The following is a 12,120-nucleotide window of genomic DNA, read 5'->3' on the forward strand; positions in this document are numbered from 1 at the left end:
TCCCCGGCGGGCGGGAGGAGCACGATGGGGTCAGGGCCCACCGAGGCCCGCGAGGGGTGGGAGATGGCGACGCGCGAGGTCCCGCAGCCGAGCCCGGAGCGGCTGACCCCGTTCGCCGGTCATCCGCTGGTGGTCGCCGTCACCCCGCGGCAGCCGGAGCTCGTCGCACTCACCGCGGCGTCGTGGTCGCGGGCCGCCGGCGGTGTGCGCCTCTGCTTCGCCTACGTCGACACCACGCGGTTCGTCGTCGAGGAGCACCCGGACGGCTCGGTGCGCCACGCGGAGATCGACCCCGACGCGGTCGACGACACGTGGCACGAGCGCCGGCGGCAGATCGAGGACTCCCTCACGCAGCTGCTCGGCGGGTCCGGCGTGCCGTGGGACTTCCGCTACCTCGCCGGCCGGCCGGACCGTGCGCTGACCCACCTCGCCCGAGCGGTCGATGCCGCAGCGGTCGTCGTCGGCACCCGTGCCCCTGGTCCCGGGGCACGCCTGCGCGAGGTGGTCGAGGGCTCGCTCGCGGTCCAGCTGAGCCACCACCAGCACCGTCCGGTGCTCGTGGTCCCGCTGAGCGTGGTGGACTGGACGACGCCGCTGTGGCGGTGAGCCCGACCAGCGTCCCCGTCGCCCGACGCGTACCGACCGCACCACCCCACCGAGAGGAACCCCCGCTGTGAGGACCTTCACCCTGCCCGGCACCGACATCGTCGCCCCCAACGTCGTGCTCGGCATGATGCGGATCGCCGACAAGTCCGACGACGAGGTCCGGGCCCTGGTCCGGGCGGCGCGTGACGCGGGGATCGACTTCGTCGACCACGCCGACATCTACGGCGCGCAGCCGCACGCGTGCGAGGCCCGGTTCGCCGACGCGATGGCGCTGACGCCCGCCGAGCGCGACGCGCTGACGATCCAGACCAAGTGCGGGATCGTGCATGGTCAGGGCTACTTCGACTTCTCCCACGAGCACATCGTCGCGTCCGTCGAGGGTTCGCTCGCCGCGCTGCGCACGGACCGGATCGACATCCTGCTGCTGCACCGGCCCGACGCGCTCGTGGAGCCGGAGGAGGTCGCGCGGGCGTTCGACGACCTCGCGGCCGCGGGCAAGGTCCGGGCGTTCGGCGTCTCGAACCACACCCCCCGGCAGATCGACCTGCTGCGCCGCCACGTCCGCCAGCCGATCGTCGCCAACCAGCTCCAGCTGTCGATCACGCACGCGCCGATCGTCGCCGAGGGGATCGCGACGAACATGCTGGGCGAGTCCCAGGCCGTGACGCGCGACGGCGGCGGCATCCTCGACTACTGCCGGCTGCACGACATCACCGTCCAGGCCTGGTCCCCGTTCCAGGCCGGGTTCTTCACCGGGGTGTTCCTCGGCTCCCCGGACCACCCGGAGCTCAACGCCGTCATCGACCGGCTCGCCGCGGCCTACGACGTCCCTCCCATTGCCATCGCCACCGCGTGGATCACCCGGCACCCGGCCCGGATGCAGGTGGTCCTCGGCACCACGAGCCCCGAGCGCGTGGCGGGGGCGGCGCTCGGCTCCGACCTGCCGCTCACGCGGGCCGAGTGGTACGAGCTGTTCCGGGCTGCGGGGCACATCGTGCCGTAGCGAGGGGCGCTCACCGGCGGCTCAGACGAAGGGTTCCGACCCCGCGGGCACGAGGTCCACCTCGACGCGCAGGGTCGAGCCCGAGCCCTCGGTGAAGATGACCCCGCGCAGCGGCGGGAGGTCGCCGTAGTCGCGCCCCCACCCGAGCACCACGTAGCGCTCGTCGACGAAGCAGTCGTTGGTCGGGTCCACCTCGACCCAGCCGGCGCCCGGCACCCACGCCGAGACCCACGCGTGCGAGGCGTCCGCCCCGCGCAGCTTCTCCCTGCCGGGCGCCGGGCGGGTCTCCAGGTACCCGCTCGTGTACCTGGCCGGCACCCCGTGGGCGCGCAGCGCCGCGATCATGAGGTGCGCGAAGTCCTGGCAGACCCCCTCGCGCTGGGCGAGCAGCTCGACCTGGGTGGTGTGCACCGTCGTCGACCCCGAGCGGTAGGCGATCTCGGTACGGATCCGGTGCGCCAGGTCGGCGAGCACCTCGGCGAGCGGGCGCCCTGGGGCGAACGACGGCGCCGCCCAGCCGTGGACCTCGGGCGCCAGGGCAACGTGCCGCGACGGGAGCAGGGCCTCGCGCAGCGCGACGGTGCCGATCGCCTCGGTCGCCGCGGGATCCGCGAGGGCCCGCCCGACCTCGTCCCACGCGATCGCCGGCAGGGTCGCGGGCGACGCGGGTGCACGGTCGACGGTGACGCGCGAGCGCGCCGTCACGACGAGCTCGGTGTGCGGCCGCGTCACGGCGAAGTAGGTCGAGGTGTTGCCGAAGTAGTCGACGTGCTCGGCGGTGTCCGCGGGCGCCGGCTCGATGTCGACCGTGGCCGCGTGGCGCACCTGGTCGGGCAGGTCGCGTGGGACGAGCACCGCGCGACCGTAGGAGTCGGTGACCGCCTCGTCGTAGGTGAACCGCGTGCGGTGCACGAGGTCGTAGGTGCGGCTCACGACAGGTCCCAGGAGTCCACCAGAGCCCGGCTGGGCGTCGGGTGGACGAAGTGCGCCGCCGCCACCTCGTCCGACAGCGCGCGCAGCCGCCAGCGCAGCGACTCGAGCAGCTCCGCCAGGCGCTCGCGCCGCCCGCCGATGACCGCTCCGGCCGCCCGCACGTCGATCTCGGCGACCAGGTCCGCGACGTCCTGCGCGAGCCGGTCGCGCGCCTCGGTCGACTGCGACGACGGCACCTGCGCGAGGTCCTCGCGGAGGCGCTCGACCTGGTAGGCGAGGGACCGGGGGTTGGCGGCGTCGCGGAGCACCAGGTCGAGCACGTGCGCGACGTCGGGCCGTGCGGAGTGCCGGCGCCGGTAGGTGATCGAGGACTCGTGGGCGATGAGCAGCGACTCCAGCACGTAGGCGTCCACCTCGTCCGGCCGCGTCGCGACGAGGGTCGCGCCAAGGCTCTCCACGACGTACAGCGCGCGTTCGAGGCGCCGTCCGGCGTCGAGCAGGTACCAGCCGACGTCGCGCACCATGCCCTCGGCCTGGATCCCGGCAACGGCCAGCAGCGCCTCGAGCAGCCGGTCGAGCACGGGCAGCAGGCCGGTGGTGGACCCGGCCGCCCGCTTGCCTGCCGCCTCGTGCTCGAGCACGCGGTCCATGCTCGCCAGCGGCAGCCACGTGTCGTGCGAGAGCTGGTCGCGGACCGCGGCGGCGGCCTCCGCCATCCGGCGGACCGACCACGCGACCGTCCCGGGCTCGTCGCCCGCGAGCAGCAGCGCGCGCACGTGCTGCGGCCGGGCGACGTCACCCGTCGGCCCGCCAGCCGGCTCCCCGGCGACCACCGGCCACCCCGCGGGGTGCTGGGCGCCGAGCGCGTCGAGGAGCACCCGCAGCGCCTGACCGCCGGGGCTGGCGGGGCGACGCGCGTGGTCGTACCAGCGGTCGACCGTTGCGCGCAGCAGCCGCACGGTGTCCCCGGCGCGCTCGGCGTAGCGGCCCAGCCAGAAGAGGTTCTCCGCCGTGCGGGGCGGGACGGCGACGAGCTGGCGGGGCAGCGGCTCGTCCTGGGCCGCGAGCAGCCACGGGTCGGGCGCCGCATCGGCCTCCGCGGCGATGACCCACACGTCCCGGGCGATGGCGCCGAGCGCGCTGGAGACCACGAGCTGGTGCTCGGGCGCCTCGAGCGCGAGCCCGCCGGCCATGACGTGGTACCCGCCGCCCTCGCCCACCGCGAACGTGCGGAGCACGGCCGGTCGGGCGTCGTCGTCCCCCGCCGTGGCGCCGGGGACCCTCTGCTGGGCGGTCCAGTGCAGCGGGTCGGCGGTGATCCGCGCGGCCAGCCGTTCGCGGCCCGCCGCGTCGAGCGTCCAGCCGAGGACGGCGCGCTCGCGCCCGCCGGTCGTGTGCTTGAGGACGAGGTCCGCCAGGTGCGCCAGCGCGTGGGAGCGGGCGGCCGGGTCACCGCACCAGAAGGTCGGCGGGGACGGGAGCAGGAGGTCCTCGCCGAGCACGACGCGCGCCGCCCGCGGCAGGTACGCACCGAGCGCCGGGTGCTCGAGGACCCCGCTGCCCAGCGGGTTGACCACGGCGACCGTGCCCTGACGCACCGCCCGGACCAGCCCCGGGACCCCGAGGCGGGAGTCGGCACGCAGGTCAAGCGGGTCGCACCACTGCGCGTCCACCCGGCGCAGCACGACGTCCACGCGCTCGGGGCCGTCGAGGCCCTGGAGCCACACGCGGCCGTCGCGGACCAGCAGGTCGCTGCCCTCGACGAGCGGCAGGCCGAGCATCGACGCGAGGTAGGCCTGGTCGAACGCGGTCTCGGACAGCGGCCCGGCGGTCAGCAGCACGGCCTGCGGTGCGGTGCCCGACGGCGCCGCGGCGTCGAGGGCCCCGCGCAGGGCGTGGAAGAAGCGCCCGATCCGGCGGATCGACGTCTGCCGGTAGACCCCCGCCATGGACTGCGCGACGACGCGCCGGCCGACCATCGCGTAGCCGGCGCCGGACGGCGCCTGGGTGCGGTCCGCGACCACCTGCCACGCCCCTGCACCGTCGCGCGAGACGTCCGTCCCCGCGAGCACCAGCCCGTGCGGCCCGGGGACGCCGAGCCCGTCGACCGCGCGCAGGAACCCGGGGTGCGCCAGGACCACCTCGACCGGGACGACGCCGTCTGCCAATAGCGTGCGCTGCCCGTACAGGTCACGCAGGATCGCGTCGAGCAGCGCGGCACGCTGGGCGACGGCGCGCTCCAGCCCGGACCACTCGGCCTCGCCGATGACGACGGGCACGGGGTCCATGCGCCACCCGGCCGCGCGGTGGCCCGGGGTCGCGGTGCCGTAGGTGACGCCGCGGTCCGCGAGCAGCGTCGCGGTCTGCCGACGCGCCGCGCCCAGCGCCTCGGCCGACGGCGGCGGCGTGCTCTCCGGCAGCCAGGACCAGTCGCCACCCGCCGGCAGCGCCCGCGCGGAGGAGAGCACGTCGGTCATGGCTGCCCTCCGCCCGTCGTCCCGTGCACGGTCCCCGTTGCGGGCACGCTACCGGCCGGGCGTCGTCGTCCGCGTCGGCGTCCGGCCCCGGGGCCCGGCGGAGGGGTCGGTCCCGCCCTCCTTCGGACCGCGGGGCGCGCCAGCGCCCCGCTCAGAGGTGCGCGTCCCAGTACCCGCAGAACGGGTCGACGGGGCTGCGCCCGGTGAAGGGCGAGCGCCCCAGCAGCTTCTCGACGACGGCCAGCACCGTCGCGTCGTTGCGCCCGTAGGCGTTGACGAACGTCTTGACCCGCGGCATGTCCTGCAGGTGGAACGGGCTGCCCAGCGAGACGACGACCGTCGGCACCTCAATCGTGAACTTCGGCGCGTTGGCGCCCATGATCGACCAGTACAGGCGCGGTGTCGGCTGGTTGCTCACCGGCCACACATCGAGCAGGTAGACCACCGCGTCGAAGCTCTCGAGGAGCTCGCGGCCGGTGACGGCGCCCATCCGGCCGAAGCCCCGCTCCCCCGGCCCGGCGGTGGCCCACTCGCCCATGACGTGCAGCTCGAAGCCCTCGGCGGACATCGCCTCGACGAACCGCTCGACGGGGGCGGTCGTGGCGTCCGGGCCGCGCAGCGAGTACACGAGCACCCGACGGTGACGGGCCGGGTCCATCGGCAGCGACCGCGGGTCCTTGTCCTTGACCAGGGTGATCGCCGCGTCGGCGCTGCCGCGCGCCCACCCGAGGTGGCGGACCCGGTCGACACCGGCGCACGTCGGGTCGGGGACGAGGTCCTGGACCGACGCCGCGCGGTGCAGGCCGACGGCGGCCTTGAGCGCCAGGACGCGCGTGACGGCCTCGTCGAGCCGTGCCTCGGAGACGACACCACGACGCACGCCGTCGAGCAGGAAGCCGTGGTCCTCCGCGTAGTCCTGGGTGAAGAGGAACATGTCGCAGCCCGCGGCGATCGCGGCGGGCACGAGGTCGCGGCGCGGCATGGCCAGCTGCATGCCGGCCATGAGCGAGGCGTCCGTGACCACCAGGCCGCGGAAGCCGAGGCGCTCACGCAGCAGCTCCGTGGTGATCTCTGGCGCGAGGCTCGCGGGCAGGATGTCCTCGTCCGCGATCCCCGGGCGCAGCGCGCGCGACCACGCCGGCAGGGCGATGTGCGCGGCCATGACCGTCATCGCCCCGGCGTCGATCACGGTGCGGTACACGTGCCCGAATGTCGCCTCCCACTCCTCGACGGACAGGGTGTTGACCGCCGTGACGAGGTGCTGGTCCCGGTCGTCGACCCCGTCGCCGGGCCAGTGCTTGACGGATGCCGCGACCCCGGCCTCCTGGAGCCCGCGGACGAAGGCCGCCCCGAACGTCGCCACGGTCGCCGCGTCCGAGCCGAAGCCCCGCGTCAGGACCATGGGGTTGGCGTGGTTCAGCTGGACGTCGACGACGGGCGCGAAGCCCCACGTGCAGCCCACGGCGCGCGCCTCGGTGCCGCACACCAGGCCGAGGCGGTACGCGTTCGTGGCGTCGCCCGTCGCCGCGGTCTGCAGGGGGCTGCCGAACGACGTGAGGTCGGTGCCGATCATGTCGGCACCGGACTCGATGTTCGCGGCGATCAGCGCGGGCACCCGGACCCTGGACTGGATGTAGGCGTTGAGCGCGGCGATCTCCGCGCTCGGCGCGGGCCGGCGCATGTAGCCGCCGGGCTCGGCGACCGCGAGGTGCGCGTCGATGTTCTCCGTCGTGGCGGGCAGGTCGATGAGGCAGAAGAGCTGACCGACCTTCTGCTCGGGGCTCAGGCCGGCGAGCGTCGTCCCGACCCACGCCAGCGCGTCGTCGTCCAGGTGGAACGGCGCCCCGGCGAGGCCGAGCGCGTCCGGCGGCAGGTCCGTCGCGTCGGCGGCGGTGGGCATGGCGGTCTCGTCTCTCTCGGTGGTGCGGTGCGGTGCGATCCGGCCGGTGCTCGGGACGGCGGACCGTCCCGAGCACCGGTACGCCTCAGCGGGACCCGGCGACCAGGTTCTCCTGGGGTGCCTTGGCCCCGGTGATCCACCCGACGATCGCGTCGTTGTCCGTCTCGGAGCGCAGCACGTCGGCGACCTTGCGCCCGCGGTTGAGCACGGCGATCCGGTCGGCCACATCGAAGCAGAACGGCAGGTTGTGCGTCACGACGACGACGGCGATCCCCCGGTCCGCCATGGTCCGGACCAGCTCGCCGACCTGCTTGGTCTGGGCGTAGCCCAGGGCCGCCGTCGGCTCGTCGAGCAGCAGGACGGCGTTCGCGGCGTCCCCGACCCGGACCGCGGCGCGCGCGAGCGCGACCACCTGACGCTGGCCGCCCGAGAGCATCTCGACCGCCCGCGTGACGGGCGCCGTCGTGACGCCGAGCGCCTGGATCTCGCGCTCCGCCTCGCGCCGCATGGCCTTCTTGTCCAGCACCCCGAGCCAGCCGAGGAGACCCTTGCGGACCGGCTCGCGGCCGAGGGTGAGGTTGGTGGCGATGTCCGCGGCGTCGATGAGGGCCAGGTCCTGGTAGACCATCTGCACCCCGGCCTCTGCGGCGGCCCGCGGGCTGCCGAGCTCCACCCTGCGCCCGCCGACGAAGATCTCGCCGTAGGTCGGGGCGTGCGCGCCCGACATCACCTTGAGCAGCGTCGACTTGCCCGCGCCGTTGTCGCCCAGCAGGGCGACCACCTCGCCGGGCCGCACGTGGAAGTCCACGCCGGCCAGCGCCTTGACGAAGCCGTAGTGCTTCTCGATGCCACGCAGCTCGAAGGCCGGCACCGCACCGTGCTCGCTCATCTCATGCCTCCTCGGGTGCTGGGGTGGCCACGGACTCGGACACCGTGAGCCGCGCCGTGACAGCCCGGCTCATGACGCGCTCGAACACGAGCGCCACGACCAGGAGCACGCCGGTGACGACGGTGGTCCACGCCGGCTCGATGCCGCGGATGACGAGGGCGCTGTTGATCGTCTCGATGATGAGCGCGCCCACCAGCACGCGCGGCATGCTCCCGCGTCCGCCGCTGAGCGGCATGCCGGACAGCGCCACCGCGGTGATGCCGGTGAAGAGCAGCGAGGTGGACGCCGCCGGGGACGCCTGGAGCGTCACGGCCGTCACCGCGAGGCCGCCGACGGCGCCGCACAGGCTGCCGAGCACGAAGCCCAGGATCCGGTAGCGGTCGGCGGAGATCCCGACGCGACGCACGGCCTCGACGTTGCCGCCCACGGCCTGGAGCCGGGCACCGGCCCTCGTCTGAGTGAGGAAGAACCACGCCAGGAGGTAGACCAGACCGACGAGGTACACCGGAGCGGGTATCCCCGCGTACCGGGCCGAGCCCATCCAGGTCAGCTGGTCGATCCCCGGGATGGCCAGCCCGCCCGAGACCAGCACGGCGACGCCACCGACCGAGGTCAGGGAGGCGATGGTCACGACCAGGGGGTTGAGGCCTCGCTGCACCAGCGCGCCGTTGAGCAGGCCGACCGACGAGCCGGCCACGAGCGCCGCCACGATGGCGAGCCACGTGGGACCACCCGCGGTGAGGATCTGCCCTGCGACCACCGAGGCGAGCGCCGCGGCGGCCGGGACGGACAGGTCGAGGGCTCCGCTGAGGATGCCGAAGCCGACGGCTGCCGCGAACAGCGCGGTGAGCGCCGCGGCGTTGGCTACGAGGGCCGCGTTGGCGAGCGTGAAGAAGTACGGCTGGCCCCAGAAGGCGAAGACCGCCACCAGGAGGAGCCAGAGCAGGATGATCCCGCGGTCCCGGACGAACACCAGGGTGCGCACGGTGCGCGTACCCCCGGCATCGGTGGCCGGGACCGGGGCGCCCGCCGCAACGCGGGCACCCCGGGACGCCGACAGCGTCATGTCTGAGCCTCCGTCCGCTCCGCCGGTCAGCCGCGCTGGAGCGAGATCGGCGTGGTGAGCACCCGGCCGGGGGCCGTCGGGTCGGCGGCGAGGGTGTGCAGCTCGGCGAGGTTCTGGCCCATGTCGCCCATGAAGTCGAACGAGACGACGCCGAACAGCGTGCCGGCCTCGATCGCGGCCGTCTGCTCCTCGGTGCCGCCGTTGCCGACGATGCAGAGCGTGGTCGGGTCGGCGCCGGCGTTGGTGAACGCGTTCACCGCCGCCATCGTGGACTCGGCGTCACCGGTGAACAGTCCGTTCGCGCCGGGGTTGGCCTGGAGCGCTGTCTGGATGAGGGTCTGGTCCGCCGCGCGCTCTTCCTTGGCGTCGACCTGCTGGACGATCGTGGCGTCGGGGGCCTCGGCGGCGAAGGCCGCGAGCGCGCCCTCGTTGATGAGCGCCGCACCCGACTGGACCTGCGCGTTGGCGACGAACAGGACCTCGGCCACCCCGTCGAGCCGCTCCGCGACGCACTCGGCCATGAGCGTGCCGATGCCCTCGCCGTAGGCGGTGTTGTCGACGTTGGAGAAGGTCACGCCCGGCTCGGCCTCGTCCATGCCGTAGTCGACCGGCAGGCCGCCGGCGATGACGACGATGCCCGCCTCCTGGGCCTGCTCGATGACGGGGGTGAGGGTGTCGGCCGCGACGGGGATGACCCACAGGGCGTCGATCTGGCCCAGCTGGACCCACTGCTCGATGGTCTGGATCTGGGTGACCGGGTCAAAGTTCGCCTCGGCGGTCACCACGGTGTCGCCGAACTCGCTCCCGGCGCCCTCGAGCCCGGCGGCCAGGCCCTGGAAGGCCGGCACGGACATCGTGGGCGGGATGAAGCCGATCCGCAGGGCCTGGGCCTCGGGCTCCTCGGCGGCCTCCTCGGCGGTCGTCTCGTCCTCGGACGGTGTGGCGGGTGCCTCGGCCTCGCTCGTGCAGGCGGTGAGGGCGAGGCCTGCGCAGAGGGCCAGCGCGGCGGCGGTGAGGCGGGAACGGGGGACGGTCATGTCACTCCTCGGGCTGGCGGACGGGGAGATGTCCGCAGACGGCGTTGTCGTGGGGCAACCGTGCGACCTGGGGGTGCAGGACCGCGCCATGCCTTTCCATTCAATGGCAGACTGGTCCGGTGTCCTCCCGTCCCACCCTCGACGCCGGGGCCGCGCCCGTGACCACTGCGCCCGTCCGCGGCCGGCGGCCACCTCAGGGCGACCCGGTCGTCGACCGCGCGCTGGCGATCCTCGGCGCCTTCGGCCCGGACCACCGCCGGATGACGCTCTCGGACCTCGCGCGGCGCAGCGGGCTGCCCCTGAGCACGACGAGCCGGCTCGCAGCCCGCCTCGTCGCATGGGGCGCGCTGGAACGCGATGCCACGGGCGCCTACGGGATCGGCCTGCGCCTGTGGGAGGTCGCCGCGCTCGCCGAGCCCTCGCTGGGCCTGCGCGAGGTGGCGGCGCCCTTCCTCGACGACCTCAACCTGGCCACCCGCCTGCACTCCCAGCTCGCGATCCTCGACGGGCACGACGTCGTCATCGTCGACCGCCGGGTGGGGCGGTACGACCTGCCACTGACCGACCGCGCGGGCAGCCGCCACCCCCCGGTGCCCACGGGGGTGGGCCTCGTGCTCCTGGCGCACAGCCCCGCGGCCGTGGTCGACGAGGTCCTCGCCTCGGCCTTCGGCTGGCCCCTGCACGAGTGCCCCCGGCCCAGCCCGCACGACGTGCGCGCCCAGCTCGCCGAGATCCGCCGCCGCGGTGTCGCCGTCGTCCAGCGCCCCACGTCGCCGCTGACGTCCGTCGCCGCACCTGTCCACAACCGGTCGGGGAACGTCGTCGCCGCGGTCTCGCTGGTCGCCCCCGCGGACGTCGCCGACCCCGCGCGGCTCGAGCCAGCGCTGCGGACCACGGCCCGCGGGATCACGCGCGACCTCAGCGACCCGCGCGGCCCCCGCCGGCGGCTGCCCGCCTGGACCTACTGACGCGGTCTTCCGCTCAATGGAAGCCGATGGCTCCGGCCGGCGGCCGGCGGGGCAGTCTGGCGCGGCGCGACGATGCGCACGCCGCAGCCCCGGAGGAGCCTTCCGATGACCACTCGCCCGTTCCCCGAGGACTTCTGGTGGGGCGTCGCCACGGCCGGGCACCAGAACGAGGGCGACAACCGGACCAGCGACACGTGGTTCCTCGAGAACGTCTCCCCCACGATCTTCGCCGAGCCGTCCGGTCGCGCCTGCAACAGCTGGGAGCTGTGGGAGCGGGACCTCGACCTGGCCCGGGACATGGGCCTGAACGCGTTCCGCTTCTCGGTGGAGTGGGCCCGCGTCGAGCCGGAGCAGGGCGTGCGCGACGAGGCGGCGCTCTCCCACTACGAGGCCGTCGTGGACGGCTGCCTGGCCCGTGGGCTGGCGCCGCTCGTGACGTTCAGCCACTTCACGTCGCCGCACTGGTTCGCGGCGCTCGGATCGTGGCTCGACCCGCACGCGGCCGACCGTTTCGCTGCGCACTGCGGCGCGGTGATGGACCGGTTCGGCGACCGGATCGCCGCCGCCGTGACGCTCAACGAGCCCAACCTGCCCCAGATGCTGGCGTTCGCCGGCCTGCCGCCGGAGATCCTCGAGATCGAGCACGCGACCCTGGCGGCCGCGAGCGCAGCGGCCGGCGTGGAGCGCTACCGCGCGGGCAACGTCATGCTGCCGGAGGACTTCGCGGCGATGCGCGACGGCATGACCCGTGCGCACCTCGCGGCCCGCGCGGCGGTCAAGGCCCGCCGCCCCGACCTGCCCGTCGGCCTGTCCATCGCCATCTCGGACGACGTGGCCGCCCCGGGTGGGGAGGCCGTCCGCGACGCCAAACGCGCCGAGGTCTACGACCACTGGCTGCGCCTGGCGCGCGACGACGACTTCATCGGGGTGCAGAACTACGAGCGGCTCACCTACGGCCCCGACGGCGAGCTGCCGCCGCCGGCCGGCGCCCCGCTCAACGAGATGGGCTCCGCCGTCGCGCCGGGTTCCCTGGGTGGCGCGGCGCGGTACGCGCACGAGGTCAGCGGGCGTCCCGTGTTCGTCACCGAGCACGGGATGGGCACGGACGACGACGCGCTGCGCGCCGCCTTCATCGAGCCGGCCCTCGCCGGGCTGCTCGACGCGATCGAGGACGGGGTGCCCGTGCTCGGCTACTGCCACTGGACGCTGCTGGACAACTTCGAGTGGATCTTCGGCTACGC

At 74.6% G+C, this 12,120-nt stretch carries 10 protein-coding genes; 4 read left to right on the forward strand and 6 right to left on the reverse strand.

Annotated features, from left to right (window positions below):
• The first annotated feature begins 24 nt into the window (after positions 1–24).
• The gene (locus PKY62_RS09755) at positions 25–606 is read left to right on the forward strand and encodes a universal stress protein (RefSeq protein ID WP_324536520.1); all 582 of its coding nucleotides are present in this window, start codon (positions 25–27) and stop codon (positions 604–606) included.
• 67 nt (positions 607–673) lie between these two features.
• Positions 674–1,609, forward strand: coding sequence for an aldo/keto reductase (locus tag PKY62_RS09760; RefSeq protein WP_324536521.1), 936 nt, complete (start codon positions 674–676; stop codon positions 1,607–1,609).
• Between the two features lie 21 nt (positions 1,610–1,630).
• Here the strand turns inward: PKY62_RS09760 and PKY62_RS09765 are convergent, their stop codons facing one another.
• The 6 genes from PKY62_RS09765 to PKY62_RS09790 form a co-directional block, all read right to left on the reverse strand.
• Positions 1,631–2,542 (reverse strand): transglutaminase family protein, encoded by a 912-nt coding sequence (locus tag PKY62_RS09765; RefSeq protein WP_324536522.1) that lies wholly within the window; start codon positions 2,540–2,542, stop codon positions 1,631–1,633.
• Positions 2,539–5,019: a circularly permuted type 2 ATP-grasp protein gene (locus tag PKY62_RS09770; RefSeq protein WP_324536523.1), complete on the reverse strand. Its 2,481-nt coding sequence runs from the start codon at positions 5,017–5,019 to the stop codon at positions 2,539–2,541. The genes PKY62_RS09765 and PKY62_RS09770 overlap by 4 nt, the downstream gene beginning before the upstream one ends.
• A 151-nt stretch (positions 5,020–5,170) precedes the next feature.
• Positions 5,171–6,919 carry a glycoside hydrolase family 3 protein gene (locus PKY62_RS09775; protein WP_324536524.1) on the reverse strand — a complete coding sequence of 583 codons (1,749 nt, stop codon included), beginning with the start codon at positions 6,917–6,919 and terminating at the stop codon, positions 5,171–5,173.
• Positions 6,920–7,004: 85 nt separating this feature from the next.
• Entirely contained in the window at positions 7,005–7,808 is an 804-nt protein-coding gene (locus PKY62_RS09780) for an ATP-binding cassette domain-containing protein (protein ID WP_324536525.1), read from the reverse strand.
• A gap of 1 nt (position 7,809) precedes the next feature.
• Complete coding sequence (locus tag PKY62_RS09785) at positions 7,810–8,874, reverse strand: ABC transporter permease (RefSeq protein ID WP_324536526.1); 1,065 nt, start codon at positions 8,872–8,874, stop codon at positions 7,810–7,812.
• Positions 8,875–8,900: 26 nt separating this feature from the next.
• Positions 8,901–9,911 (reverse strand): sugar ABC transporter substrate-binding protein, encoded by a 1,011-nt coding sequence (locus tag PKY62_RS09790; RefSeq protein ID WP_324536527.1) that lies wholly within the window; start codon positions 9,909–9,911, stop codon positions 8,901–8,903.
• 119 nt (positions 9,912–10,030) lie between these two features.
• On the opposite strand from PKY62_RS09790, the gene PKY62_RS09795 reads away from it, so the two are divergent.
• Both PKY62_RS09795 and PKY62_RS09800 read left to right on the forward strand, forming a co-directional pair.
• Positions 10,031–10,879, forward strand: coding sequence for an IclR family transcriptional regulator (locus tag PKY62_RS09795; RefSeq protein ID WP_324536528.1), 849 nt, complete (start codon positions 10,031–10,033; stop codon positions 10,877–10,879).
• Between the two features lie 105 nt (positions 10,880–10,984).
• A partial coding sequence (locus PKY62_RS09800; RefSeq protein ID WP_324536529.1) for a family 1 glycosylhydrolase occupies positions 10,985–12,120 on the forward strand: 1,136 nt, incomplete at its 3' end.

Origin of the sequence: Actinotalea sp., from assembly GCF_035443605.1 — a bacterium.
Classification (GTDB): Bacteria; Actinomycetota; Actinomycetes; order Actinomycetales; family Cellulomonadaceae; genus Actinotalea.

Bases quoted from the DNA above. Each gene is read 5' to 3' on its own strand.
- PKY62_RS09755 (WP_324536520.1), top strand. From the start codon at position 25: ATGGGGTCAGGGCCCACCGAGGCCCGCGAGGGGTGGGAGATGGCGACG.
- PKY62_RS09770 (WP_324536523.1), bottom strand. From the start codon at position 5,019: ATGACCGACGTGCTCTCCTCCGCGCGGGCGCTGCCGGCGGGTGGCGAC.
- PKY62_RS09775 (WP_324536524.1), bottom strand. From the start codon at position 6,919: ATGCCCACCGCCGCCGACGCGACGGACCTGCCGCCGGACGCGCTCGGC.
- PKY62_RS09780 (WP_324536525.1), bottom strand. From the start codon at position 7,808: ATGAGCGAGCACGGTGCGGTGCCGGCCTTCGAGCTGCGTGGCATCGAG.
- PKY62_RS09785 (WP_324536526.1), bottom strand. From the start codon at position 8,874: ATGACGCTGTCGGCGTCCCGGGGTGCCCGCGTTGCGGCGGGCGCCCCG.
- PKY62_RS09790 (WP_324536527.1), bottom strand. From the start codon at position 9,911: ATGACCGTCCCCCGTTCCCGCCTCACCGCCGCCGCGCTGGCCCTCTGC.